At 72.9% G+C, this 24928-nt stretch carries 21 protein-coding genes; 12 read left to right on the top strand and 9 right to left on the bottom strand.

Going from position 1 to position 24928, the window contains the following annotated elements; genetic code table 11:
• The first annotated feature begins 47 nt into the window (after nt 1-47).
• Complete coding sequence (locus ACZ3ZD_RS23465) at nt 48-323, top strand: DUF1876 domain-containing protein (RefSeq protein ID WP_467400531.1); 276 nt, start codon at nt 48-50, stop codon at nt 321-323.
• Nucleotides 324-399: 76 nt separating this feature from the next.
• Here ACZ3ZD_RS23465 and ACZ3ZD_RS23460 read toward each other — a convergent pair whose 3' ends face one another.
• The 4 genes from ACZ3ZD_RS23460 to ACZ3ZD_RS23445 all read right to left on the bottom strand — a co-directional run bounded on the left by ACZ3ZD_RS23460 (nt 400) and on the right by ACZ3ZD_RS23445 (nt 4230).
• A complete protein-coding gene (locus ACZ3ZD_RS23460; RefSeq protein WP_467400842.1) occupies nt 400-1560 on the bottom strand; it encodes a serine hydrolase domain-containing protein in 1161 nt (386 codons plus the stop codon).
• Between the two features lie 117 nt (nt 1561-1677).
• The gene (locus ACZ3ZD_RS23455) at nt 1678-2436 is read right to left on the bottom strand and encodes an energy-coupling factor ABC transporter ATP-binding protein (RefSeq protein WP_467400528.1); all 759 of its coding nucleotides are present in this window, start codon (nt 2434-2436) and stop codon (nt 1678-1680) included.
• Nucleotides 2424-3185 (bottom strand): cobalt ECF transporter T component CbiQ, encoded by a 762-nt coding sequence (gene cbiQ / locus ACZ3ZD_RS23450; RefSeq protein ID WP_467400525.1) that lies wholly within the window; start codon nt 3183-3185, stop codon nt 2424-2426. Before cbiQ ends, ACZ3ZD_RS23455 begins: the two co-directional genes overlap by 13 nt.
• A 1-nt stretch (nt 3186) precedes the next feature.
• Complete coding sequence (locus ACZ3ZD_RS23445; protein WP_467400522.1) at nt 3187-4230, bottom strand: energy-coupling factor ABC transporter permease; 1044 nt, start codon at nt 4228-4230, stop codon at nt 3187-3189.
• A gap of 148 nt (nt 4231-4378) precedes the next feature.
• On the opposite strand from ACZ3ZD_RS23445, the gene ACZ3ZD_RS23440 reads away from it, so the two are divergent.
• Complete coding sequence (locus tag ACZ3ZD_RS23440; RefSeq protein WP_467400520.1) at nt 4379-4717, top strand: SsgA family sporulation/cell division regulator; 339 nt, start codon at nt 4379-4381, stop codon at nt 4715-4717.
• Here ACZ3ZD_RS23440 and ACZ3ZD_RS23435 read toward each other — a convergent pair whose 3' ends face one another.
• The 3 genes from ACZ3ZD_RS23435 to ACZ3ZD_RS23425 form a co-directional block, all read right to left on the bottom strand.
• Nucleotides 4718-6382 carry a penicillin-binding transpeptidase domain-containing protein gene (locus tag ACZ3ZD_RS23435; protein ID WP_467400517.1) on the bottom strand — a complete coding sequence of 555 codons (1665 nt, stop codon included), beginning with the start codon at nt 6380-6382 and terminating at the stop codon, nt 4718-4720.
• A gap of 99 nt (nt 6383-6481) precedes the next feature.
• Complete coding sequence (locus tag ACZ3ZD_RS23430) at nt 6482-8113, bottom strand: penicillin-binding transpeptidase domain-containing protein (protein ID WP_467400515.1); 1632 nt, start codon at nt 8111-8113, stop codon at nt 6482-6484.
• A gap of 157 nt (nt 8114-8270) precedes the next feature.
• Nucleotides 8271-10028 carry a dolichyl-phosphate-mannose--protein mannosyltransferase gene (locus ACZ3ZD_RS23425; protein WP_467400513.1) on the bottom strand — a complete coding sequence of 586 codons (1758 nt, stop codon included), beginning with the start codon at nt 10026-10028 and terminating at the stop codon, nt 8271-8273.
• Nucleotides 10029-10156: 128 nt separating this feature from the next.
• Between ACZ3ZD_RS23425 and rsmI the strand changes: the two genes are divergently transcribed.
• The 10 genes from rsmI to ACZ3ZD_RS23375 all read left to right on the top strand — a co-directional run bounded on the left by rsmI (nt 10157) and on the right by ACZ3ZD_RS23375 (nt 22765).
• Nucleotides 10157-11008, top strand: a complete 852-nt coding sequence (gene rsmI, locus ACZ3ZD_RS23420) for a 16S rRNA (cytidine(1402)-2'-O)-methyltransferase (RefSeq protein WP_467400510.1) — start codon at nt 10157-10159, stop codon at nt 11006-11008.
• 236 nt (nt 11009-11244) lie between these two features.
• Complete coding sequence (locus tag ACZ3ZD_RS23415; RefSeq protein WP_467400508.1) at nt 11245-11652, top strand: hypothetical protein; 408 nt, start codon at nt 11245-11247, stop codon at nt 11650-11652.
• Between the two features lie 49 nt (nt 11653-11701).
• Nucleotides 11702-12652 (top strand): TatD family hydrolase, encoded by a 951-nt coding sequence (locus tag ACZ3ZD_RS23410; RefSeq protein ID WP_467400505.1) that lies wholly within the window; start codon nt 11702-11704, stop codon nt 12650-12652.
• Nucleotides 12653-12761: 109 nt separating this feature from the next.
• The gene (locus tag ACZ3ZD_RS23405; protein ID WP_467400503.1) at nt 12762-14123 is read left to right on the top strand and encodes a ubiquitin-like domain-containing protein; all 1362 of its coding nucleotides are present in this window, start codon (nt 12762-12764) and stop codon (nt 14121-14123) included.
• 99 nt (nt 14124-14222) lie between these two features.
• Nucleotides 14223-15095: a 16S rRNA (adenine(1518)-N(6)/adenine(1519)-N(6))-dimethyltransferase RsmA gene (gene rsmA / locus ACZ3ZD_RS23400; protein ID WP_467400500.1), complete on the top strand. Its 873-nt coding sequence runs from the start codon at nt 14223-14225 to the stop codon at nt 15093-15095.
• The gene (locus tag ACZ3ZD_RS23395; protein WP_467400498.1) at nt 15092-15985 is read left to right on the top strand and encodes a 4-(cytidine 5'-diphospho)-2-C-methyl-D-erythritol kinase; all 894 of its coding nucleotides are present in this window, start codon (nt 15092-15094) and stop codon (nt 15983-15985) included. The genes rsmA and ACZ3ZD_RS23395 overlap by 4 nt, the downstream gene beginning before the upstream one ends.
• Before the next feature lie 168 nt (nt 15986-16153).
• Nucleotides 16154-17962: an ABC-F family ATP-binding cassette domain-containing protein gene (locus tag ACZ3ZD_RS23390; RefSeq protein WP_467400495.1), complete on the top strand. Its 1809-nt coding sequence runs from the start codon at nt 16154-16156 to the stop codon at nt 17960-17962.
• A 244-nt stretch (nt 17963-18206) separates the two neighbouring features.
• Nucleotides 18207-20084, top strand: coding sequence for an outer membrane protein assembly factor BamB family protein (locus tag ACZ3ZD_RS23385; protein WP_467400493.1), 1878 nt, complete (start codon nt 18207-18209; stop codon nt 20082-20084).
• 74 nt (nt 20085-20158) lie between these two features.
• Nucleotides 20159-21922 (top strand): outer membrane protein assembly factor BamB family protein, encoded by a 1764-nt coding sequence (locus ACZ3ZD_RS23380; protein ID WP_467400490.1) that lies wholly within the window; start codon nt 20159-20161, stop codon nt 21920-21922.
• A gap of 159 nt (nt 21923-22081) precedes the next feature.
• On the top strand, nt 22082-22765 hold the full coding sequence (locus ACZ3ZD_RS23375; RefSeq protein WP_467400488.1) for a helix-turn-helix transcriptional regulator: 684 nt from the start codon (nt 22082-22084) through the stop codon (nt 22763-22765).
• A 70-nt stretch (nt 22766-22835) separates the two neighbouring features.
• Here the strand turns inward: ACZ3ZD_RS23375 and ACZ3ZD_RS23370 are convergent, their stop codons facing one another.
• Together ACZ3ZD_RS23370 and ACZ3ZD_RS23365 are read right to left on the bottom strand one after the other, a co-directional pair.
• Nucleotides 22836-23180 (bottom strand): hypothetical protein, encoded by a 345-nt coding sequence (locus ACZ3ZD_RS23370; protein WP_467400483.1) that lies wholly within the window; start codon nt 23178-23180, stop codon nt 22836-22838.
• Nucleotides 23181-23201: 21 nt separating this feature from the next.
• Nucleotides 23202-24893, bottom strand: coding sequence for a sodium:solute symporter family protein (locus tag ACZ3ZD_RS23365; RefSeq protein WP_467400480.1), 1692 nt, complete (start codon nt 24891-24893; stop codon nt 23202-23204).
• Nucleotides 24894-24928 lie beyond the last annotated feature (35 nt).

Raw genomic sequence — 24928 nt, 5'->3', positions numbered from 1 at the left:
GTGGCGAGGCGCACCCTGGAGACAGCGAGTCCAGGGAGGTGGCCGTCATGATGCACACCACTGTCGGATGGCATGTCGAGCTGGAGTTCATGGAGGACGATCAGCACACGCGCGCGGTGGCGCTGGTGCGCTTGCCCGACGGCTCCGAGGTACGGGCCCACGGCCGCGCCAGCCGGCACCGCATCGACGCGAACCAGCCCCGGGTCGGCGAGGAGATCGCGGGTGCCCGCGCCCTGAACGAACTGGCCATGGAGCTGCTGACCAAGGCCCACGAGGAGATCGACGCGGCGTCCGGGCGGACCTCGCACCCGATCCACGTCTGAGGCGATCCGCGGCGGCGATCCTCGTCTGACGGCGGCCGGCGGCCTGCGGCCGGGGGGCGCCGGGGCGCCCCGCGGATCAGGCGAGCGCCGTGCGGACCGCCCGTACCAGCGCCTGCGCCCTCGGGTCCGCCGTGACGCTCTTGCGGAAGCCGTTGGTGACGTAGCCGAAGGCGATGCCCGACTCCGGGTCGGCGAAGGCGAGGGCGCCCCCGCGGCCGGGGTGGCCGAAGGAACCGGGGGAGAGCAGCGGGGACGCGGCGCCGTGCAGCATGTACCCGAGGCCGAACCGGGTGCCCACCACCAGGACCCGGTCCGGCCCGGCGGACCGCTCGGCGCGGGCCAGCTCCACCGTCCGCGGGGTGAACAGCCGGGTGCCGCCTTCGACCTCGCCGATGAGCGAGGCGTAGAAGCGGGCCAGTCCGTCGGCCGTGGCGATGCCGTTGGAGGCGGGCAGGGCGGCGGCGCGGTAGGCGGGGTCGTTCTCGTCGGGGAGCGGGGTGATCGCGGCGAAGGCGCGCCGGGTCAGGGACTCGGGGTCGGCGTAGGCCTCGGCGACCGCGCGCTTGGGGCGGGTCCTCAGGCCGCCCGCGCTCTCCGGGGCGTCCACCGGGCCGACGCGGCCCACGCGCGCGTGCTCCGACGCGGGCAGGCCCAGCCACAGGTCCGCGCCGGCCGGCCCGGCGATCTCCTGCGCGATCCACTCGCCGGCCGGACGGCCGGTGACCCGGCGGATCAGTTCACCGGTGAGCCAGCTGTAGGTCTGCGCGTGGTAGCCGTGGCCGGTGCCCGGCTCCCACACCGGGGCCTGCGCGGCGACGGCCGCGGCGCCCCGGTCGGGGTCGGCGGCCTCGGCGGGGGTCAGCGGGCGGTCCAGCACGGGGACGCCCGCGCGGTGCGCCAGCAGGTGCCATACCCGCGTGTGCTCCTTGCCGGCCGCCTTGTACTCCGGCCAGTACGTGCCGACCGGGGCGTCCAGGTCGAGATCGCCGCGCTGGTGCAGGAGCAGCAGCGCGGCGGCGGCGACGCCCTTGGTGGCCGAGCGCACGATCTGCGCGGTGCCGGGTTCCCAGGGGGCCGTGCCGTCCACGTCCGCCGTGCCGGCCCGCAGATCCACGACCCGGTGTCCGTCGCGGTAGACGGCGACGGCCGCGCCGCGCTCGCCGAGCAGCGCGAAGTTCGCGGCGAACGCCTCCCTGACCGGCTCGAAGCCCTCGGCCACCGTGCCGTTCACGTCCACCTCCACGCCCGCCGTCCCTTCCGATTGCCTGCGACTGTGGGTGCAACATGGCGATCGCGCCTGCGATTCCTCGGCGGGATCGCCCTCGCGAAATCGTTACATGGGCGTTGCCGCGCCCTACGCGCCCATGGCCACGGACTTCGGGTCGAAGCCGAACGGCAGCTCCAGCCGGTGCGCCCGCATCAGCTCCTCGTCGGACAGCAGCGCGGCCGTCGGGCCGTCCGCCGCGATCACCCCGTCGCTCAGGATGAGCGAGCGCGGGCACAGCTCCAGGGCGTACGGCAGGTCGTGCGTGACCATGAGGACGGTGACGTCCAGGGAGCGCAGGATGTCGGCGAGTTCCCGGCGGGAGGCCGGGTCCAGGTTGGAGGACGGCTCGTCCAGGACCAGGATCTCCGGCTCCATGGCGAGCACGGTGGCCACCGCGACCCGGCGGCGCTGCCCGAAGGACAGGTGGTGCGGCGGCCGGCCGGCGAAGTCCAGCATCCCGACCCGCTCCAGCGCGGTGCGCACCCGCTCCTCCAGCGCGGCCCCCCGGATCCCGGCGGCGGCCGGCCCGAACGCCACGTCCTCGCGCACGGTCGGCATGAAGAGCTGGTCGTCCGGGTCCTGGAAGACGATGCCGACCTTCTGCCGGATCGCGGCCATGTGCCGCTTGCCGACCGGCAGCCCGGCCACGGTCACCGTGCCGGTGCCGCCGCCCAGGATGCCGTTGAGGTGCAGCACCAGGGTCGTCTTGCCGGCGCCGTTCGGGCCGAGCAGGGCGACCCGTTCGCCGTGCGCGAGGGAGAAGTCCACGCCGAACAGGGCCTGGTGGCCGTCGGGGTAGGCGAAGGCGAGGCCGGAGACCTCCAGAGAAGCTGTCACAGTACCCATCCCAGCAGACAGACGACGAGGGCGGCACCGGGCAGGGCGAGCGCGCCCCGCCACTGCGCGCGGGACGCGGTCACCTCGTCGATGACCGGCATCGCGCCGGCGTACCCCCGGCTCACCATGGCCAGGTGCACGCGCTCCCCGCGCTCGTAGGAGCGGATGAACAGCGCGCCGGCGGACTTGGCGAGCACGCCCCAGTGCCGCACGCCCCTCGCCTCGAAGCCGCGCGACTCCCGGGCGATCCGCATCCGGCGCATCTCGTCGGTGATGACGTCGCCGTAGCGGATCATGAAGGACGCGATCTGCACGAGCAGCGGCGGGAGCCTCAGCCGCTGGAGCCCGAGGAGCAGCTCGCGCAGCTCGGTGGTGGCGGCCAGCAGCACGGAGGCGGCGACGCCGAGCGTGCCCTTGGCGAGCACGTTCCAGGCGCCCCACAGCCCGTTCACGCTCAGCGAGAGCCCCAGGACGTGCACCCGGTCGCCCTCCGCCACGAACGGCATGAGCACCGCGAACGCGACGAACGGCACCTCGATCAGCAGCCGCCCGAGCAGGAACCCGGCGGGCACACGGGCGTGGAACGCGACGGCCGCGAGCAGCACGGCGTACACCGCGAACGCCCACATCGCCTCGCGCGGGGTCGACACCACGACCACCACGAACAGGAAGGCCGCGGCGATCTTGGTGTGCGGCGGCAGACCGTGCACGGGCGAGTGCCCGTGCCGGTAGAGCCGGTGTGCGTGCCCCGCTCCCACGTCAGAGACCGGTGCCGGCGGGGGAGACGTCGTCGGTGCGCCGCCGGCGCAGTGCCCAGAACACCGCGCTGCCCGCGACGATCGTGACACCGACGCCGATCACACCGGCGAGGCCGCCGGACAGCCGGGCGTCGGCGATGTCCTTCACGCCGTAGTCGGCCAGCGGCGAACCGGACGTGGCGTGCTTCTCCGCCTTCTTGTCGATGCCCTTGTCGTGCGCGACCTTCTCCAGTCCGTCGGGGCTGGCGGAGGCGTAGAAGCTGACGAAGCCGGCGAGGACCAGGGAGGTGACGAGACCGGTGATCCACAGGGTGCGACGCGAGGTGCGCGCCGCCACGGGCGCCGTGGGGGCCGGGACGTCGACGAGCGCGCCGTCCACGCGCAGCTGGAGCCGCTGCCGCAGCCCGCGCGCCCCGTGCACCAGGTCGGGGCGTACGGCGACGACGGCGCCGACCGTGAGCGCGGTGATGACCGCCTCGCCGATGCCGATCAGCACGTGCACCCCGATCATCGCGGTGGCGACCTTGCCGAGGGGGACGTCGGTGGTGCCGCCGAGCGCGTAGATCAGTGTGAACGCCACCGCGGCGGCCGGCACGGACACCAGCGCGGCGACGAAGGAGGCGACGGTCACCGTGCGCCGCTTGCGGGGCAGCACGGCGAGCAGACCGCGGAAGACGGCGTAGGAGACGACCGTCGTGACGATCGCCATGTCGGTGATGTTCACGCCGAGCGCGGTCAGCCCGCCGTCGGCGAACAGCACGCCCTGCATGAGCAGCACGACCGACACGCAGAGCACGGCTGTGTAGGGGCCGACGAGTATCGCGGCCAGCGCCCCGCCCAGCAGATGTCCGCTGGTGCCGGCGGCGACCGGGAAGTTGAGCATCTGGACGGCGAAGATGAACGCCGCCACCAGGCCCGCCAGCGGGGCGGTGCGCTCGTCGAGTTCGCGGCGGGCGCCGCGCAGGCTCACCGCGAGGGCGCCGGCGGCGACCACTCCGGTGATCGCGGAGGTGGGAGCGTCGATGAATCCGTCAGGTACGTGCACCGGACGATTTTAGGCCCTTGTTGCGAACCCTTTGCAACAGTGCGCGATCTGGTCCCTCACCGGGGCGTCCACCGGAAACTGTGCGACGCTTGATGGAAAGCGGATGCACAGCTTTCGCATAGGTCACCGTGCGTGAGAGGGCGGTCCGATGTCTGTAGTCGAACAGTACGCGCGCGCTCATATCGTGACGGACGAGGACGACCCGGGTGCCGTACCCGTCGTGCTCCGGTACGACCCCGACGCCGATCCCCGGTCCGTCCGCGTGGGACTGCCCGGACCGCACGAGTGGACCTTCTCCCGCGCACTCCTGGAGCGGGGACTGCGGGCGCCGGCCGAGAGCGGCGCCGTCCGGGTGTGGCCCTGCGGGCGGGTCCAGGCCGTGGTCGAGTTCCACACCGACCACGGCGTCGAGGTGGTGCAGTTCGAGTCGAAGGCGCTGCTGCGGTTCCTGCGCCGGACGTACACCGCCGAACCCGTGAGCGGCTGATCAGCCCCCGAGCTTCAGCAGCTTCGCCACGATCGGTCCGGCCGTGTCGCCGCCGTGCCCGCCCGCCTGGACCACGCCGGCGGCGGCGAGGTCGCCCCGGTAGGCGGTGAACCAGCCGTTCGGCTTCTTCTGGCCGTCGACCTCCGCCGAGCCGGTCTTCGCGCCGTAGTCCGGGCCGAGCCCCGCCATCGCCTGGGCCGCGGTGCCGTACCCGGCCGTGTACCGCATCAGGTCGCGCAGCTGGGACAGCGTCCTGGCCGACAGTGTGCGCGAGGCCGTGGCGAGCGTGCGGTGGTCCACGGACGGGGAGACCAGGTACGGCTGGTGGAAGCTGCCCGACTGCACGGTCGCCGCCACCGAGGCCATGTTCAGCGGGTTCATGCGCACCCCGCCCTGCCCGATGAGCGAGGCCGCCATCTGCGCCGCCGACTGCACCGGCACCGAGCCGTCGAAGCTGGGCACCCCGATCGCCCAGTTGTTCATCGACAGCCCGAAGACCTGCTGGGCCTGCTTGGTCAGGTCGTCGTTCGCCAGCTTCCCGGCCTGGCTGATGAACGCCGTGTTGCAGGACCGGGCGAAGCTCGCCTTGAAGGTGCCGCCCTTGATCTCGAAGTCGTCGTCGTTGTGGAACTTCCAGCCGCCGTAGGTGACCGTCTTCGGGCAGGGGTGCTCCTTGTCCGCCGACGCCAAGCCCTTGTCGATCAGCAGCGACGACGTGATGACCTTCATCGTGGAGCCGGGCGCGAGGGAGCCCTGGAAGGCCGTGTTGAAGCCGTGCCCGCTGTTGGCGACGGCGAGGATCTCCCCGGTCGAGGGCCGCAGGGCGACCACCGAGGCCCGCGCGCGCTTGGCGACCTGCTCCTCGGCGGCGGCCTGGAGGGCGGGGCTCAGCGTGGTCCGCACGGTGCCCGGCGTGCCCTTGCTCAGCTCCACCAGCGTCTTGTCGGACAGCTTGGCGGCCCTGGCCGCCTTGCCGCGCACCACGCGCAGTTCGACGCCCGCGGTGCCGCCCGCCGTCTTGCCGTACTTCTCCCGCAGCCCGTCCAGCACCGTGCCCAGCGACGGGTACCTGGCGGCGGTGATCTCGCCGCCGTCGCGGTCCAGGGCCCTGACCGGAGGGGTGCCGGACTCGCCGGTCACGAGCGTGTCGCCGTCCTCCAGGTCGGGGTGGACCACGGCGGAGTGCCAGTCGACCAGCGGTCTGCCGTCGCTCGCGCGGCGCACCACGGTGAGCGAACTGCCGTACGACAGCGGCTTGCCGAGCTTCTCGTAGGCCACGGTCGCCTTCACCGTGAACGGCACCCGGGCACCCTTCGCCGCCCGCGGGGTCAGCGTGACGTCCTTCAGGCGGGCGTCCCTGGTGTAGCCGGTGAGCAGCTTGGCGGCGGCGGACGGGTCGTCGGTGGCGGCCGCCGCCTCGGTGACCCTGCCGTGCTGCCAGGCGGTGAGGAAACGGGTGGAGGCCGTGTGGACCTCGGCCGCGGTGAGCGGCCCGGTCCGGACGGTCCGGTGGCCGGGCCCGGTGCCGGTCCGCTCGTCGGCCGCGGCCCCGCCGTACAGCGCGTAGACGCCGAACCCGGCACCGCCCACCACCACGGCGATCATTCCGCCGAGTACGGCGGGCCGGGTCTTGCGCCGCCCGGCGGCGCGCCTTCTCTTGCCCACAGCCTCAGTTCCTCCGCACCTTTCCCCAGGGTCCCCGTACGCCCCTCACGTTCCCCAACGACGGCCTTCACCTTAAAGTCCCCGCCTTCACGGGTGATCTCAGCCGGCGTTCCGTAGCACGCTTGCGACAATCGGCCCGGCCGCGTCGATGCCGTGGCCGCCGTCCTGGACCATGGCCGCCGCCGCGACGTCGTCCCGGTAGCCGGTGAACCAGCTGTCCGACCTGGCCTCCCCGTCGACCTCGGCCGACCCGGTTTTCGCGCCGACGTCACCGCGCAGCCCGGCCATCACGCCGGCCGCGGTGCCGCTGCGCGCGGTGCGGTTCATCAGGGCGCGCAGCTGCTGGGCCGTGCCCGGGGACAGTCCGCGCGCGCGTGCCGGTTCCCGGCCGTCCAGCTTCAGCGGGACGATCAGGGGCTGGTGGAAGGTGCCGGTCTTCGCGGTCGCCGTCACGGACGCCATGTTCAGCGGGCTCATCTGCACCTGGCCCTGGCCGATCAGGTTGGCCGCGGTGTCGGGGCCGCCGGAGGCGGGCACCCGGCCGTCGAACGTCGGCACGCCGGCCTGCCAGTTGTTCCGCCCGAGCCCGAAGCGCTCCTCGGCCTCCCGGGTGAGGGAGTCGACCTTCACCGAGTCCGCGAACTTCACGAAGGCCGTGTTGCAGGAGCGGGCGAAGCTGTCGGCGAGGGTGGCGTGCTCGTCCGGCGCCAGGCCCTTGAGGTTCTGGAAGGTCTGGCTCTGCCAGACGGCCGACGGCGGGCAGGGCGCCGGACCGCCGGCACTGGTCATGCCGTTGTCGATGAGGGTCGCCGCGCTGATGATCTTCATGGTGGAGCCGGGGGCGCGTTCGCCGAGGAGGGCCGCGTCGAAGCCGTCGGCGCGGTTGTTGGCGATGGCGAGGATCTCGCCGGTGCTGGGCTCGACGGCCACGACGGAGGACTCGGGGTACTTCATCACGGCCTTCTCGGCCGCCGCCTGGGCGCTCGCGCTGAGCGTCGTCGGCAGCCTGCCGGGCCTGCCCTTGGCGAGGGTCAGCAGCGGGGTGTCCGCGGGCCGGCTGCCGTCGGCGGCCGTCTGGTGGCGGATCACGAGTTCCACGCCGGGCCGGCCGCCGGTCTTGTCGCCGTACCGCCGGCGCAGCTCGTCCAGGATCGGACCGAGGGAGGGGTACGCCACCCGGGTGATCACCTTGCCGTCGCGGTCCACGGCCTCGATCTCCGGGGCGGCCGACTCGCCGGTGCTGAGCGTGTCCCCCTTGCGCAGGCGGGGGTGGACGACGGAGGGCTGCCAGTCGACCAGCGCGCGGTGCGAGGTCTCGCCGCGGACGACGGTCAGCGTGCTGCGGTACGACAGGGGGCGGGACCTGCCGTCGTACGACACCGTCGCCCGCACGGTGAACGGCACGGTGTCGCCGGAGGCGTGGCCGGGCGTGATCCGCACCTCCCTGATGTGCGCGGCACCGGAGTAGGCCGTCAGCAGCTGCCGGGCCGAGTCGGGGTAGTTGGTGTACGAGGCCGCGGTCGCCGCGTCGCCCTTCTGCCAGGCGGCGAAGAAGGCGCCGGTCGCCTCCTTCACCTCGGAGCCGCTGGGCGGTCCGGTCCGCTCGGGCGCCGCGGCCGCCGTACCGCCGCCGTCCAGCCCGGACGCGAAGCTGTAGAGCCCGTAGCCGGCCCCGCCCAGCAGTGCGACGCACACCCCACTGACGACGCCCGCTTTGACGCCCTTGCGCATGGCGCGGATCCCCCTCCGACTCCGACCTGTTGAACGCGTTCAAAAACAGGCGTCCTGGAGCACTGTAAGCGGTTGTGTCCCTTGCCGGTGACCGGAGTTGCCGATTGTTGTCCTAAAGGAGATGTTCCCGGGGGCCGGGACGGTACGGGCGCCCGTCCTACACCCACGTATCCAGCCACATCCGCGACCGCCACTGGTCGATCGGGATCGCCGTGCCCGTGTACAGCGGCCAGAAGTAGACGAAGTTCCAGGTGATCAACAGGACCAGGACGCCCGCCGCCGAGGCGCCGACCACGCGGCGGGTGTCGGAGGAGCCCGCCGGGCCGATGATCGCGCCGGTCATCATCGCCACCGCCAGGCACAGGAAGGGCAGGAAGACGACCGCGTAGAAAAGGAAGATCGTCCGCTCCTGGTACAGGAACCACGGCAGATAGCCCGCCGCGATGCCGCAGGCGATCGCGCCGGCCCGCCAGTCGCGACGGAACGCCCAGCGCCACAGGACGTAGGCGATCGCGAAGCAGGCCGCCCACCACAGCAGCGGGGTGCCGATCGCCAGCACCTCCCGGGCGCACTTCTGGCCCGCGTCCGCCGGGCAGCCGTCGGCGCCGGGGGAGGGGGACTCGTAGAAGTACGACACCGGGCGGCCCAGCACGATCCAGCTCCACGGGTTGGACTGGTACGTGTGCGGCTGGTCGAGGTGGACGTGGAAGTTGTACACCTCGTGCTCGTAGTGCCACAGGCTGCGCAGCCAGTCCGGCAGGAACGACCAGGTGCCGCCCTTGCCGTCGGTGGCCGCCCAGTTGCGGTAGTAGCCGCCCCTGCCGTTCGTCGGGGAGAGGATCCAGCCCGTCCAGGAGGCCAGGTACACCACCAGCGCCACCGGGACCGTCGCCACGAAGGCGAGCCCGGTGTCGTACTTGAGGACGGCGCGGTACGGGTGGCGGGCGCCGGCCACCTTGCGGCTGCCGACGTCCCACAGGACCGTCATCACACAGAACGCGGCCAGGACGTACAGGCCGTTCCACTTCGTGCCCACGGCCAGGCCCAGCATCACCCCGGCCGTCCAGCGCCACGGACGCCACCCGAACCGGAACGTGTCCGCGACCCGCGCGTCCGGCCGCACCCGGCCGTCCGCCGGGACCGGCAGCGCGACCGCCAGTCTCTCCCGCGCCCGGTCCCGGTCCACGACCAGACAGCCGAACGCGGCCACCACGAAGAACATCAGCACGCCGTCGAGCAGCGAGGTCCGGCTCATCACGAAGTGCAGGCCGTCCACCGCCATCAGCGCGCCCGCCAGGCAGCCCAGGAACGTCGAGCGGAACATCCGGCGGCCGATCCGGCACAGCAGCAGCACGCTCAGCGTGCCGAGCAGCGCCGTCATGAACCGCCAGCCGAACGGGTCGAACCCGAAGACCAGCTCGCCGAGCCCGATGACGTACTTGCCGACCGGCGGGTGCACCACGTACGCCGGGTCCGTCGGGACCGCCAGATGGCCGCCCTGCTGGAGCACCAGGTCGTTGGCGTTCTTGCCGTACTGGTCCCAGCTGACCTCGAAGCCGCGGTGGACCAGCGCCCACGCGTCCTTGGCGTAGTACGTCTCGTCGAATATCACCGCGCGCGGGCTGCCCAGGTTCCAGAACCGCATGACGCCCGCCACCAGCGTCACCAGCAGCGGCCCGGCCCAGCCCGACCAGCGGGCGAGCCGTTCGGCGAGGACCGGCGACACGCCGAGCACCCGCCACAGCCGGGGGCTCGGCTCGGCGTACGGCGGCACCAGCCGGTCGCGTACGTCGCCCGAGGGCGCGTCCGCGGCCGGCGCGTACCCGAATCGGCGCAGCCGCTGCTGCCACGACGGCCGCTGGTCGTGCGGTGCCTGCCCCTGCCGGAGGTCCATGGAGGACGCGGTACTGGTCACCGCGCCATCGTAGGGAACCGGCCTGTGCGAGTCCCGTGCATGTGAGGTACCGGTCGGGACACGGTCCGTTCACCCCCCGGACGCGTGACCCCCGGAACGGCCCCCGGAACTCCTGGGAGGATGGGGGCGTGACTGGAACCCTTGTCCTGGCAGGTACCCCCATCGGCGACATCGCGGACGCGCCGCCCCGGCTCGCCGAGGAGCTGGCCGGCGCCGACGTCGTCGCCGCCGAGGACACCCGGCGGCTGCGCCGGCTCACCCAGGCGCTCGGCGTCACCCCCAAGGGCCGCGTGCTGTCGTACTTCGAGGGCAACGAGTCCGCCCGCACCCCGGAACTGGTCCAGGAGCTGCTCGGCGGCGCGCGGGTGCTGCTGGTGACCGACGCCGGGATGCCGTCGGTCTCCGACCCGGGCTACCGGCTGGTCGCGGCCGCCGTCGAGCAGGACATCCGGGTCACCGCCGTCCCCGGGCCGTCCGCCGTGCTCACCGCGCTCGCCCTGTCCGGGCTGCCCGTCGACCGGTTCTGCTTCGAGGGCTTCCTGCCCCGCAAGGCCGGCGAGCGGCTGTCCCGGCTGCGCGAGGTCGCGGGCGAGCGGCGCACCCTCGTCTACTTCGAGGCCCCGCACCGGCTCGACGACACCCTCGCCGCGATGGCCGAGGTCTTCGGCGCGGACCGGCGGGCCGCCGTCTGCCGCGAGCTGACCAAGACGTACGAGGAGGTCCGGCGCGGTCCGCTCGCCGAGCTGGCGCGGTGGGCCGCCGAGGGCGTGCGCGGGGAGATCACCGTCGTGGTCGAGGGCGCGCCCGAGCCCGGGCCCGAGGAGCTGGACGCGGCGGAGCTGGTCCGCCGGGTACGGGTGCGCGAGGAGGCCGGCGAGCGCCGCAAGGAGGCCATCGCGGCGGTGGCGACGGAGGCCGGACTGGCGAAAAGAGTCGTGTTCGACGCCGTGGTCGCCGCCAAGAAAGCCGACCCCCGTTAGGGGCGCATCCGGCCTCTGAGCAGGACTCTTCTCGGGTGAGCGCGCGCCCCATGGGTGGGCAAAGGGCTGGCGTCGATGGCAAAGCCCAGCCGTCTCGTTCGCGTCCCTTTGGCAAGCGATGTCCAAATCGCCTCCAACACTCGACAGGCCTGATGCGCTCGGCCCGGACGAGGCGTCCACTGGTCGAAGGGACGCACCCGTCCATCAGGGACGCACCCGTGCATCAGGGAGCTGGCATGAGTGACATAGCAGGGCAGACCGGTCTCCGCGGTACGGCCACAGCCGTCGTTCACGAGTCGTACTCGTTCGCCTGCATGCGCTGCGGGCACGGCTGGGAGCAGTCGTACGAGATAGAGCACCACACGGACGCCGGGGGGCAGGAGTTCGTGCTGTACGTGGCCGACGGCCAGGTCGTGCCGTCGCCGCTCAGCCGTCCGTGCTGCCAGAACTGCGACGGCCACATCGTGCGGATCATGCGCGCGGGCCAGGTCTCCTCCGTGCGCGGCGCGGACGGGCGGCGGGAGCACCGGATGCCGCCGGCGGGCCCGGTCGAGGCGCCGCGGGAGCCGGGGGCGGCCGCCAAGGAGCCGCACCACTGGCACCTGTCCGACCTGCTGCACCCGTTCCAGCGCCGGGCCAGCTGAGCCCCCGGCACCGGCCGTCCGGGGCATGCCCCTTTCGTAGGATCGGGGCATGCCCTCGAACGCCGGCCACAGCCCACGCGACGACGACAAGAAGGCGGCCCCGCCGCTGCCGGCCCCGCTGCGGGTGCCCGTCGCCGACTCCCACACCCACCTCGACATGCAGTCCGACACGGTCGAGGAGGGTCTGGCGAAGGCCGCCTCGGTGGGCGTGACGACCGTCGTCCAGGTCGGCTGCGACCTCCAGGGCTCGCGGTGGGCCGCCGAGATCGCCGCCGCCCACGCGAGCGTGCACGCCGCCGTCGCCCTGCACCCCAACGAGGCCCCGCGCATCGTGCACGGCGACCCCCTGGAAGGGGGGCCGCGAAGCGACTCCGGCACGGGGGGCGGCGGGCGACGGGCGGGCCGGCCCCGGCAGGGCGAGCGCCCGGCGGGCGGCGACGCGGCCCTGGACGAGGCCCTCGCCGAGATCGACCGGCTCGCCGCGCTCCCGCAGGTCAGGGGCGTCGGCGAGACCGGCCTCGACCACTACCGCACCGGCCCCGAGGGCGTGGCCGCCCAGGAGCGCTCCTTCCGCGCCCACATCGAGATCGCCAAGCGGCACGGCAAGGCGCTCGTCATCCACGACCGCGACGCCCACGCCGACGTGCTGCGGATCCTGAAGGAGGAGGGCGCCCCCGAGCGCACCGTCTTCCACTGCTACTCCGGCGACGCCGAGATGGCCGGGATCTGCGCCCGCGAGGGCTACTTCATGTCCTTCGCCGGGAACGTCACCTTCAAGAACGCCCAGCACCTGCGCGACGCCCTCGCCGTCGCCCCGGCGGAGCTGGTCCTCGTGGAGACCGACGCGCCGTTCCTGACCCCGGCGCCCTACCGCGGGCGGCCCAACGCCCCGTACCTCGTGCCGGTCACCGTCCGTGCGATGGCCGCCGTGCGCGGTGTCGACGAGGACACGCTGGCGGCCACCCTGGGCGCCAACACCGCACGCGCCTTCGGTTACTGAGCGCCTGTCCGAGGCGCAACAGTACGTAGTCGAGCCGCTTTGGAGAGTGACCGGAGCTCCGCTAGGTTCTGGGGGCCCGATTCCGGACAGCCCCCTGGAGCGTGTCGGCGTGAGCACGTCGCAGTACGAGACGTACGACCCCTACGGCCATGACGCCTCCGTCCACACCGCGGAGACCCTGCCCTACGGCCTGTCCCAGGACACCTACCGGCCCGCCTACGAGGCGGAGGCCTACTTCGTCACGGAGCAGCCGGTGCCGGTGCCGGTGCCCCGGCAGGCGACCGGCGCTCCCGGGACGGCGGCCCCCGAACCGGCGCCGGCCACGGCGACCGGGGGGCGGGCCGCGCGCAGGCGCCGGGCGCGCTCCGCCGAGCGCCCGGAGTCCACCATGCGCCGGCTGCTGCCACAGGCGCTGGTCGTGGCCTTCCTGGCCGGCGGCACCAGCGCCTTCGTCGCCCAGGACAAGGCGGTCGAGCTGAGCGTCGACGGCCGGCCGCGCACCCTGCACACCTTCGCCGACGACGTGGGCGAGCTGCTCACCGAGGAGGGCGTACCGGTGGGGGAGCACGACGTGATCGCGCCCGCCCCCGGTACGGCGCTCGCCAGCGGCGACGAGGTGGCGGTGCGCTACGGCCGCCCCGTCCGGCTCACCCTGGACGGCCGGCGGCGCGAGGTGTGGACGACCGCGCACACGGTGGAGGGCGCGCTGGACCAGCTCGGGGTGCGCGCCGAGGGCGCGTACCTGTCGACCTCGCGCTCCCAGCCCATCGGACGGGCGGGGCTCGCGCTCGACGTGCGCACCGAACGCGCGGTCACGGTCCTCGCCGACGGCCGGACCCGCACCATCCGCACCAACGCGGCCACCGTCCGCGAGGCGGTCGAGGAGGCCGGGATCACCCTGCGCGGCCAGGACACCACCTCCGTCCCGCCCGACAGCTTCCCGCGCGACGGGCAGACGATCACCGTGCTCCGCGTGTCCGGTTCCCGGGAGGTCCGCGAGGAGCAGATCCCGTTCCAGGTCCGGCGGACCGAGGACCCCTCCCTGTTCAAGGGCACCGAGGTCGTCGCCCAGCCGGGCCGGCCGGGCCTGCGGCGCACCACCTACCTCGTGCGCACCGTCAACGGCGTCCGGCAGAAGCCGCGCCGGGAGCGGACCGAGGTGGTGCGCGCACCGCGCACGCAGCTGGTGCGGGTCGGCACCAAGCCGCGGCCCACCGCCGTGGACGGCGCCGAGGGTCTGAACTGGCAGGCGCTCGCCGCCTGCGAGTCCGGCGGCCGCCCGCACGCCGTCGACCCCTCCGGCACGTACGGCGGCCTCTACCAGTTCGACAACCACACCTGGCACACCCTCGGCGGCAAGGGCCGCCCCCAGGACGCCTCCGCGCAGGAGCAGACCTACCGCGCGAAGAAGCTGTACATCCGCCGGGGCACGGCCCCCTGGCCGCACTGCGGGGGGCGCCTGCACAAGTGACCCGCGGCGGCGGCCCGGCCACGGGGGCGCGGGGATCCCGCGCCCCCGGCCGAGGTCACCTGGTCACCCGGCCCCCGGCGCCCCCGTACCCTTGTCCCCGTGAGCAGCCCCACCCCCGACGCCCTCCTCGGTCCGGCCGACATCCGCGAACTCGCGGCAGCGCTCGGTGTCCGTCCCACGAAGCAGCGCGGCCAGAACTTCGTGATCGACGCCAACACGGTCCGCCGTATCGTCCGCACCGCCGACGTCCGCGCGGACGACGTGGTCGTGGAGGTCGGCCCGGGTCTCGGCTCGCTCACCCTCGCGCTGCTGGAGGTCGCCGACCGGGTCACCGCCGTCGAGATCGACGACGTCCTGGCCGGCGCGCTGCCCGCGACCGTCGCCGCCCGCATGCCCGGGCGCGCCGGCCGGTTCGCGCTGGTCCACTCCGACGCGATGCACGTCACCGAGCTGCCCGGACCCGCCCCGACGGCCCTGGTGGCGAACCTGCCGTACAACGTCGCCGTACCCGTGCTGCTGCACATGCTCGAAACCTTTCCGAGCATCAAGCGCACCCTCGTCATGGTGCAGTCCGAGGTCGCCGACCGGCTCGCCGCCGCGCCCGGCAACAAGGTGTACGGCGTCCCGTCCGTGAAGGCCAACTGGTACGCCGAGGTGAAGCGGGCCGGGGCCATCGGCCGCAACGTCTTCTGGCCCGCGCCGAACGTCGACAGCGGCCTGGTCTCGCTCGTCCGCCGGACCGAGCCGATCAAGACGACGGCCTCCAGGAGGGAGGTCTTCGCGGTCGTCGACGCGGCCTTCGCCCAGCGCCGCAAGACGCTGCGGGCGGCGCTGGCCGGCTGGGCCGGGTCCGCCGCCGCCGCGGAGGCCGCCCTGGTCGCGGCCGGGGTCTCGCCGCAGGCGCGCGGGGAGTCGCTGACCGTCGAGGAGTTCGCGCGCATCGCCGAGCACAAGGAGCCGGGAAACCAGTGAGCGTCACCGTCCGCGTCCCCGCCAAGGTCAACGTCCAGCTCGCGGTCGGCGCCGCCCGCGCGGACGGGTTCCACGACCTCGCCAACGTGTTCCTCGCGGTCGGCCTGTACGACGAGGTCACGGTGACCCCCGCGGACGAACTCCGGATCACCTGCGAGGGCCCGGACGCCGGCCAGGTGCCCCTGGACCACACCAACCTCGCCGCCCGCGCGGCGATCGCGCTCGCCGCGCGGCGGGGCATCGAGCCGGCCGTGCACCTCCACATCGCCAAGGACATCCCCGTCGCCGGCGGCATGGCGGGCGGCAGCGCGGACGGCGCGGGCGCGCTGCTCGCCTGCGACAGGCTGTGGGGCACGGGCGCGTCGCGCGCCGAGCTGCTCGCGATCTGCGCCGAGCTGGGCAGCGACGTGCCGTTCAGCCTGGTCGGCGGCGCCGCGCTCGGCGTCGGACGCGGCGAGCGGCTGACGGCCCTGGAGACCGGCGGCACCTTCCACTGGGTCTTCGCGATGGCCGAGCGGGGGCTGTCGACCCCGGCGGTCTTCCGGGAGTTCGACCGGCTGGCCGAGGGGCGGAACGTCCCCGAGCCGGTGGCCTCGCGGGAACTGCTGGACGCGCTGGCCAAGGGCGACGCGGAAGCACTGGCGGCGTCCGTGTCGAACGACCTCCAGCCCGCGGCCCTCTCCCTGTACCCCGAGCTGACCGACACCCTGCGGGCGGGCCGCGCGGCCGGCGCCCTCACCACCCTGGTCTCCGGCTCCGGACCGACCACGGCCTTCCTCGCGCGCGACGCCGAGTCGGCGCAGGAGGTGGCCGCGGCCCTGCGGACGTCCGGCACGTGCAGATCGGTGCGGACGGCGGCGGGGCCGGTGGCGGGGGCGACGGTGTGCTGAGGACGCTCAGTACCGGTCGATGCCGGTCAGGTCGTTGCGCCGGTCCAGTACCACCGTCCTCTCACAGGGCTCACGTCATCACCGACAGTGACAACACTCCCACGCTCCGCCCCCACCCGCGCAGGCCCTACGCTTGAAGGCTGACCGACCCCCGCGCACAGGAGTGAAATGGCCGTCAACCTGGTCAATGTCGAGAACGTCAGCAAGGTGTACGGCACCCGTGCCCTGCTGGACGGCGTCTCGCTCGGTGTGTCGGAAGGGGACCGGATCGGGGTCGTCGGGCGCAACGGCGACGGCAAGACCACCCTCATCCGGATGCTCGCCAAGCTGGAGGAGGCCGACACCGGCCGGGTCACGCACTCCGGCGGCCTGCGGATCGGCGTGCTCACCCAGCACGACTCCCTCGACCCCGCCGCCACCGTCCGCCACGAGGTCATCGGCGACATGGCCGACCACGAGTGGGCCGGCAACGCCAAGGTGCGGGACGTCCTGACCGGGCTGTTCGGCGGGCTGGACCTGCCGGGCTTCCCGAAGGGCCTGGACACCGTCATCGGGCCGCTCTCCGGTGGCGAGCGGCGCCGGATCGCGCTCGCCAAGCTGCTCATCGAGGAGCAGGACCTCGTCGTCCTGGACGAGCCCACCAACCACCTGGACGTCGAGGGCATCGCCTGGCTCGCGCAGCACCTGCGCAACCGGCGCTCGGCGCTGGTCTGCGTCACCCACGACCGGTGGTTCCTGGACCAGGTCTGCACCCGCATGTGGGACGTGCAGCGCGGCGACGTGTACGAGTACGAGGGTGGCTACTCCGACTACGTCTTCGCGCGCGCCGAACGCGAGCGGATCGCGGCGACGGAGGAGACCAAGCGGCAGAACCTGGTCAGGAAGGAGCTGGCGTGGCTGCGGCGCGGGGCGCCCGCCCGTACGTCCAAGCCGCGTTTCCGCGTCGAGGCCGCCAACGAGCTGATCGCGGACGTGCCGCCGCCCCGGGACACCAGCGAGCTGATGAAGTTCGCCTCCTCGCGGCTCGGCAAGACCGTGTTCGACCTCGAGGACGTCACCGTGCAGGCCGGCCCGAAGGTGCTGCTCAAGCACGTCACCTGGCAGCTCGGCCCCGGCGACCGGATCGGCCTCGTCGGTGTCAACGGCGCCGGGAAGACCTCGCTGCTGCGGGCCATGGCCGACGCGGCGCGCACGGAGGGCGAGGAGCAGCCCGCGGGCGGCCGTATCGCCGTCGGCCGGACCGTCAAGCTCGCCTACCTCTCCCAGGAGGTCGCCGAACTCGACCCCACCTGGCGGGTGCTGGAGGCCGTGCAACAGGTCCGCGAGCGCGTCGACCTCGGCAAGGGGCGCGAGATGACCGCCGGGCAGCTGTGCGAGACGTTCGGCTTCAACAAGGAGAAGCAGTGGACGCCGGTCGGGGACCTCTCCGGCGGTGAACGGCGCCGGCTCCAGCTGCTGCGCCTGCTCATGGACGAGCCGAACGTCCTCTTCCTGGACGAGCCCACCAACGACCTCGACATCGAGACCCTCACCCAGCTGGAGGACCTCCTCGACGGCTGGCCCGGCTCGATGATCGTCATCTCCCACGACCGGTTCTTCGTGGAGCGCACCACGGACCGGGTCTTCGCCCTCCTCGGCGACGGCACCCTGCGGATGCTGCCGCGCGGTATCGACGAGTACCTGGAGCGGCGGCAGCGGATGGAGGAGGCGGTCGCCGCGCAGACCGCCGCCGCGGCGCCCAAGCCGGTCACCGCGGAGAGGAGCGCCGCCGACCAGCGCGCCGCGAAGAAGGAACTCCAGAAGATCGAGCGCCAGTTGGACAAGGTCTCCGAGAAGGAGGCCAGGCTGCACGCGCAGATCGCCGACAACGCCACCGACTTCGCGAAGGTGGCCGAGCTGGACGCACAGTTGCGGGACCTCGCCGGGGAGCGCGAGGAACTGGAGCTGCGGTGGCTGGAACTGGCGGAGGACGCCTGACCCCGCGCGCCTCCCACGGCCGCGCACGGAGGGGGCGCGTGCGCGGCGTGAAGGGGGAGTGAAGGCGCGTAACAACGGCATCACGGGCCGGTTCACCCTTGGGAACAGGGGCGGACGCGGCCCCGTGTGCTGTCTGTGCCGGGTGATAGAAAGAGCCGTCTGAGAACCGTCTGTAAGCGACCTTGGGGCTGTCACGAACCTCGGGGCGTGGCTAAAAATCAGTGAACGAGGGGGAAGAGCGCTGATGACTCAGCCGCCCGACCAGCCGTCGCAGGACGGCTTCGGACCGCCACCACAGGACCAGCCGCCGCAGGACCAGCCGCCGCAGCCCGCCGGCTTCGGCCCGCCACAGCCCGGCTACGGCCCCGCTCCCCAGACCCCGCCGGCTGCTCCGGGGACCCCGCCGGCGCAGGGCGGCTTCGGTGCCGCCCCGCAGACCCCGCCCGCGCAGGGCGGTTTCGGTGCGCCCCCGCCGCCCGCCGTGCCGCCGCAGCCGCCGGCGGGCCCCCCGCAGCCCCAGCCGGGCTACGGCTATCCCCAACAGCCCCCGCAGCCCGGCCCGTACGGCGCCGCACCGGGGCCCTACGGCTATCCGCAGCAGCCGGGCCCGTACGGCGCCCCCCAGCCCGGTTACGGGCACCCGCAGCAGCCGCCGTACCCGGGCATGCCCGGGGCCGCGCCCGGCGGGCCCTTCGCCGGCAAGCCCGCCTCCCGGAAGAAGACGGCGCTGGTCGTCGGCGGCGCGGTGGCCGCGCTGCTGCTCGTCGGCGGCGTGGTGTTCGCGGTCACCGGCACAGGCGGCGGCGACGGCGGCGGCAAGAAGCCGGTCGCCCAGCACGGCGGCGACGCCAAGCACTCCGCCACCGCCTCGCCGACCACCTCCGACGGCGCGGACCCGGAGCAGCTCAACGAGGGCCGCGGGGCCGGTGACGCGAAGGTGCTCTGGTACAAGCCGGCGCCCGACGCCCCGGCCTCCGGCGCCGACGCGCCCGGCATGTGGTTCAGCGGCGACACGGTGGTGAAGGCCGCGTACAAGCAGGTCTTCGCCTTCGGCACCGCTGACGGCAGCACCGCCTGGGGGCCGGTCGGCTTCCCGCAGAAGATCTGCGCCGTCACCCGGCAGAAGTCCGCCGACGACAAGATCGTGGTGGCGTACCTGAACGGCGGCGGCGACCGCGCCAAGTGCAACCAGCTCCAGCAGCTGGACCTGCGCACCGGTGAGAAGGGCTGGAGCGCCGAGATCCCCGACGGCGGACTGTTCGACAGCACGCTCAACGTCGAACTGACGGTGAGCGGCAAGACGTTGATGGTGGGCCGCTCGCAGTCGGGCACGGCCTACGACATCGGCAGCGGCAGGAAGCTGTACGACAAGAAGAGGTACGGCACGGCCTGCTTCCCCGCGGCCTACGCGGGCGGCACCGGCCGGCTGATCCAGGTCGCCTCCTGCGGCGTCGGCACCGCCCAGGAGCACGAGGAGATCCAGGAACTCGACCCGGCCACCGGCAGGGTGCGCTGGACCCAGCCCGTCAAGAAGGGCTGGGAGGTGACCCGGACGTACTCCGTCGACCCGCTCGTGGTCTACCTGACCAACCGGGACAAGAAGGCCTGGAACATCTCCACCTTCACCAAGGACGGCAAGTTCCGCTCGGAGGTCAAGGTGAACGAGAAGTTCGCCCCGCGCTGCGGCTGGGCCGTCCTGGAACGCGCGTTGCAGGGCTGCCAGGGCGTGGCGGTCGACGCGGACACGCTCTACCTGCCGACGGACGCCATCGGCAGCGCCAACGAGATCGTCGCCGTCAGCCTCTCCGACGGCAAGGCGAAGTGGCGGGTCAAGTCCCCGGCGGCGGAACCGATGTCACCGCTGAAGGTGGAGGGCGGCAAGCTCGTCGCGTACGTGCAACCGTCGTACGACAGCGGCGGCCAGGTCGTGTCGGTCCCGGTCACCGGCTCCTCCCACCCGGTGACCCGGCTGCTGCGGAACCCGCCGGGCGCCGCCGAGGCGGAGAACGCCTTCTACGACGGCGTCGTCGACTGGACCGGCGGGCGGCTCTTCGTCTCCGCGGGCCGGCTGTCCGGCGACGACCACGCGAAGGAGAAGCTCATGATGGCCTTCGGCGACTGAGCCGGCCACAGCCCGCCCCTGCCTTAAGTCCCCTTCGCCGTACGGCCTTCCCGCGTCACCGAGGTACCCGCGTCATGACCCAGCCGCCCCCGCCCCCGCCGAACCAGCCGCCCAATCAGCCGCCTCAGCCACCGCAACCCGGCTACGGCTATCCCCCGCCCCCGCCCGCGCAGCCGCCGGCCCAGCCGCCGCAGCCCGGGTACGGCCACCCCGGCGCGCAGCAGAACCCGTACGCCCAGCCGCCGGCCCAGCCCGCCCCCGGCTACGGCGCGCAGCCGCACAACCCCTACGCCCAGCCCCAGCCCCCGCAGCCGCCGTACGGCGCGCCGCAGGGCTACGGCTACCCGGCCCCGGGCCAGCCGCCGACCGTGCCGATGGACCCCGGGCCGGGGACGGGCGGCGGGCGGAACAACGCCGCGCTGTTCATCGTCGTCGCCGCGGTCGTCGCCATCGCGCTGATCGTCGGCGGCGGCATCTGGTACGCCAGGTCCTCCGCGCACGACGACGCGAAGCCCACGACCGCCTCCTCCGGCGGCTCGCACGGCCAGGGGGCCGGCGGCACGACCGGCGGGGGCGGCAAGGAGGAGGTCCCGTCCGACCCGGCCGCCAAGGTGCTCTTCGAGGTGCCGCTGCCCAAGGCGGACGACACGGTCAGCACCGTGGGCTCCTGGCTGACGGACACGGTGTACGCCAAGAGCGGCATCGCGCAGATCGTCGGCTACGACCCGACCAAGGGCACCAGGCTGTGGACGCTCAAGCTGCCCGGACCGGTGTGCGCGGCCAGCGGCCACGTCGACGAGGACGGCCGGACGGCGGTGGCCTTCCAGCCGAAGATGCCGGCGAAGGGCACCACCGCGGGCTGCAGCCAGATCTCCGCCGTCGACCTCTCCTCCGGCAAGCAGCTGTGGACGAAGTCGATCAAGTCGGGTGACCGCCCGGTCACCTTCTCGAACGTGACCGTCGCCCAGCACACCGTCGCGGTCGGCGGCGGCGACGGCGGCGCCGCGTTCGACATCGCGTCCGGCAAGACGCTGTGGCAGCCCAAGCCGGACGACACCTGCCACGACGAGGGGTACGGCGGCGGCACCCGGCTGGTCGCGGTCCGCAAGTGCGGTACGTACGACGCGCCGCAGCTGCACATCCAGACCATCGACCCGGCCAGCGGAAAGGTGAACTCCGAGTACCGGATGCCGGACGGCATCGACTACGCCTCCATCGTCTCCACCGACCCGCTGGTGATCGCGGCCGACGTCAACCAGAGCGCGGGCGACGGCAGCGGCGTCTCGGACTACTTCTCCATCGACAGCGGGACCGGCAAGTTGCTCGCCCGCATCCCCGCGCCCGGCGACACCTACGCGGGCCGCTGCGACGGCATCACACGGGTCGAGGACTGCCGGCAGGTCGTGGCGGGCAACGGCAGGCTGTACCTGGCGACCGAGGCGCACGACGGCAAGTCGGACTTCGGCAAGACCAACGAGATCGTCGCCTTCGACCTGAAGACCGGCAAGCCGACCGGCCAGCGCGCCGAGGCCGGCGACGGCTACACCTTCTCCCCGCTGCGCATGGACGGCGGCAACCTCCTCGCCTACAAGGCGCCGCCGTTCGACAAGGGCGGCCAGGTCGTCAGCATCGACGGCGGCTCGTTCAAGGCGGTCAAGTTGCTGGAGAACCCCGCCACGAAGAGCGTGCGGGACTCGGAGGCCAACCTGCTGCCGGAGTACGCGGAACTGCGCTTCGCCGGAGGCCGGCTGTACATGTCCGCCGTGTGGGCCAAGGAGAAGGACATGTCGTCGTACAGCAAGGAGTACCTCGTGATGGCGTTCGGTACGGGAGGCTGACGCCACCGTCTCACCCGAATGGGTGACTTGCCGAGAAGTGCCCCGGATTTCATCGATCCGGGGCACTTCTCATGGAGAGGGGCAGCGCGACGTCGAACAAGCGTGTAGCTTCCGGGGGCATGACGGGCGGGGGTGCCGGGGGACTGGGGGGTTTGGTCTATGGGAGTGCGGCTCATGGTCGTCGACGACCATCGGCTGCTCGCGGAGGCGCTGGCGTCGGCGCTCAAGCTGCGCGGGCACCGGGTGCTCGCGGCGGCGGCGCCGGCCGCGGGCGCGGCGGATCTGGTGATCGCGCGGGCGCCGGAGGTGTGCCTGCTGGGTACGGCGGCGCCGGCCGAGCCGGGCGTCTTCGACCCGGTGGTGCGGATCAAGCGGGAGCGTCCGCAGGTGGCGGTGCTGGTGCTGGGCCCGGTGCCCTCGCCGCGCGGGATCGCGGCGGCCTTCGCCGCGGGGGCGTCGGGGTACGTGCGGCACGACGAGCGGATCGAGGGGGTCGAGCGGGCCATCATGAAGGCCCGGGCCGGGGAGGCCGCCGTGGCTCCGCTGCTGCTCCAGGACGCGTTCGGCGAGCTGCTGAACCCGGCGGCGCAGCCCGACGACGAGGCGCAGCGGCTGCTGGAGATGCTGACACCGCGTGAGGTGGAGGTGCTGGTCCGGGTCGCCGACGGCGAGGACACCCGGCGGATCGCGGCGGGCATGGGCATCGCCCCGAGCACGGCCCGTACGCATGTCCAGCGGGTCCTGATGAAGCTGGGGGTGGGGTCCCGGCTGGAGGCGGCGGCGCTGGCAGCCCGCACGGGCCTGCTGGACCGCGCGGGCCCCCTGAGGGGCACGGCCGACTGAGCAGCGCCCCGAGGGGGGCGCGGGGAGCCGCGCGACCGGCTCCCGCGCGCCCGCGGGCGCAAACGGAGCCTCAGGCTCCCTCTCGCTCCTCGGGCAGCTCCTCCGCGGGCAGCGGCGGAGGCGTGGGCCGGAGCTTCAGCCAGGCCAGGAAGAAGATGCCCAGGAGCAGCATGCCGATCCCGGTCCACAGGTTGATGTTGACGCCCTCGGCCTTGTCGATCGCGGCCTGGGAGTCGGTGATCCCGGTGATCGTGACGATGACGCCGTAGAGCACGAAGAGTCCGCCGATGATGCGGCGCAGGTCGAAGATGCGGGCCGCGGTCGTGGACTTGGTCTCCAGGTCGGAGACCTCCCGCTGGACGTCGTCCTCGGTGTAGTGCAGCGGACGGCGCGGCTGCTCGGGTCGCTCGGTCATGGTTTCCTCGATCCTCCCGCGTCAGAACGAGAACGGGATGTAGCAGGCGGCGGCCAGGACGACCGCGCCCCAGCCCAGCAGGGCCGGCTTGCGGTACCACGCGTCGTCGCCGGCGGCGGGCGCTTCGGCCATGCCGGGGGACCGGGTGCCGTAGACCAGGCCCTGCAGTTCGGCCGCCGGCTTCGGCTTGGTGAACAGGGAGACCGCGACCATCACGACCGCGCCGGCGACGAAGCCCGCGATCGCGGAGACGAAGTTGGCGCCCTGGTCGGAGGGGAGGGAGATGATCCCCTTCTTGTAGAGCACGAAGTAGTTGACCATCGCGGTGACGGTGCCCGCGAGCAGCCCCCAGAAGCCGGACTTGGCGGAGGCCCGCTTCCAGAACATGCCGACGATGAAGACGACGAACATCGGCACGTTGAAGAAGGAGAACAGCGTCTGGAGGTAGCTCATGATGTTCGAGAACGAGGACGCCAGGAACGCCGTACCGACGGACGCGGCCACGCCGATCGCGGTGATCAGGCGGCCGAAGCGGACGTAGTAGGCGTCCTCGCGCCCCCGCACCACGTACTTGGCCCAGATGTCGTTGGTGAACACGGTGTTGAACGAGGACACGTTCGCCGCCATGCCCGCCATGAAGGCCGCCAGCAGACCGGTGACGGCGATGCCGAGCACACCGTTGGGCAGCAGCTCCTGCATCAGGAACGGGATGGCGTCGTTGTACTGGTAGCCGGAGCCCGCGGTGCCGAACTTCGGGACCAGCGCGGCGGCGACCAGGCCCGGGATCATCACCAGGAAGACGATGAAGATCTTCGGGAAGGCGGCGATCAGCGGGGTGCGCTGCCCGGCGGAGAGGTTCTTCGCGGACAGGGCGCGCTGCACCTCGGCGAAGTTGGTGGTCCAGTAGCCGAAGGAGAGCACGAAGCCGAGGCCGAGGACGATGGTGAGCCAGTTGGCGCCGAGCGGGTTGGCGTGTCCGATGCCGGTACCGCCCCAGGCCGTGGTGAAGTCGGCGCCGTGGGTCGCGGTGAGCTTGTGGGTCAGCCCGTCCCAGCCGCCGGCCTTCTTCAGGCCGAGGATCGTGATCGGGATGAGCGCGGCCAGGATCACGAAGAACTGGAGCACCTCGTTGTAGATCGCCGAGGACAGGCCGCCCAGGGTGATGTACGCGAGCACGAACGCGCCGGCGACGACGATGGCGACCCACTGCGGCCAGCCCAGCAGGGCCTGGACGACGATCGCGAGGGCGTACAGGTTGACGCCCGCGATCAGGATGGCGGCGAACGCGAACAGGATCGAACTGAGCAGGTGCGCGGCCCGGTCGAAGCGGAGCAGCAGGAACTCGGGGACCGAGCGGACCTTGCTGCCGTAGTAGAAGGGCATCATCACCAGGCCGAGGAAGACCATGGCGGGGATGGCGCCGATCCAGTACCAGTGGACGGTGTAGGCGCCGTACTGGGCGCTGTTGGCGGCCATGCCGAGGATCTCGGTGGCCGCCAGGTTCGCCGAGATGAAGGCGAGGCCGGTGATCCACGCGGGCAGCGAGCGTCCGGAGAGGAAGAAGTCGAGGCTGGTCTTCACCGAGCGCCGCGCGGCGAAGCCGATGCCGAGGACGACGACGAAGTAGATCGCCAGGATCGTGTAGTCCAGCCAGTTGGTGGGGAGCCGTAGCTCCGCCGCCATATAGGTGGGGGCGTATGTGGGGGTTTGCATGAGAACTCGCTTCGTTGCGCGAACTGATCCAGTGC

Source organism: Streptomyces sp. NPDC023481 (genome assembly GCF_055560195.1).
The sequence above is the reverse complement of the archived record's forward strand: the minus strand, read 5'-3'. Positions and strand labels throughout refer to the sequence as shown.

Bases quoted from the DNA above. Each gene is read 5' to 3' on its own strand.
- ACZ3ZD_RS23465 (WP_467400531.1), top strand. From the start codon at position 48: ATGATGCACACCACTGTCGGATGGCATGTCGAGCTGGAGTTCATGGAG.
- ACZ3ZD_RS23455 (WP_467400528.1), bottom strand. From the start codon at position 2,436: ATGGGTACTGTGACAGCTTCTCTGGAGGTCTCCGGCCTCGCCTTCGCC.
- ACZ3ZD_RS23440 (WP_467400520.1), top strand. From the start codon at position 4,379: ATGTCTGTAGTCGAACAGTACGCGCGCGCTCATATCGTGACGGACGAG.
- ACZ3ZD_RS23430 (WP_467400515.1), bottom strand. From the start codon at position 8,113: ATGCGCAAGGGCGTCAAAGCGGGCGTCGTCAGTGGGGTGTGCGTCGCA.
- ACZ3ZD_RS23415 (WP_467400508.1), top strand. From the start codon at position 11,245: ATGAGTGACATAGCAGGGCAGACCGGTCTCCGCGGTACGGCCACAGCC.
- ACZ3ZD_RS23410 (WP_467400505.1), top strand. From the start codon at position 11,702: ATGCCCTCGAACGCCGGCCACAGCCCACGCGACGACGACAAGAAGGCG.
- ACZ3ZD_RS23390 (WP_467400495.1), top strand. From the start codon at position 16,154: ATGGCCGTCAACCTGGTCAATGTCGAGAACGTCAGCAAGGTGTACGGC.
- ACZ3ZD_RS23385 (WP_467400493.1), top strand. From the start codon at position 18,207: ATGACTCAGCCGCCCGACCAGCCGTCGCAGGACGGCTTCGGACCGCCA.
- ACZ3ZD_RS23380 (WP_467400490.1), top strand. From the start codon at position 20,159: ATGACCCAGCCGCCCCCGCCCCCGCCGAACCAGCCGCCCAATCAGCCG.
- ACZ3ZD_RS23375 (WP_467400488.1), top strand. From the start codon at position 22,082: ATGGGAGTGCGGCTCATGGTCGTCGACGACCATCGGCTGCTCGCGGAG.
- ACZ3ZD_RS23370 (WP_467400483.1), bottom strand. From the start codon at position 23,180: ATGACCGAGCGACCCGAGCAGCCGCGCCGTCCGCTGCACTACACCGAG.
- ACZ3ZD_RS23365 (WP_467400480.1), bottom strand. From the start codon at position 24,893: ATGCAAACCCCCACATACGCCCCCACCTATATGGCGGCGGAGCTACGG.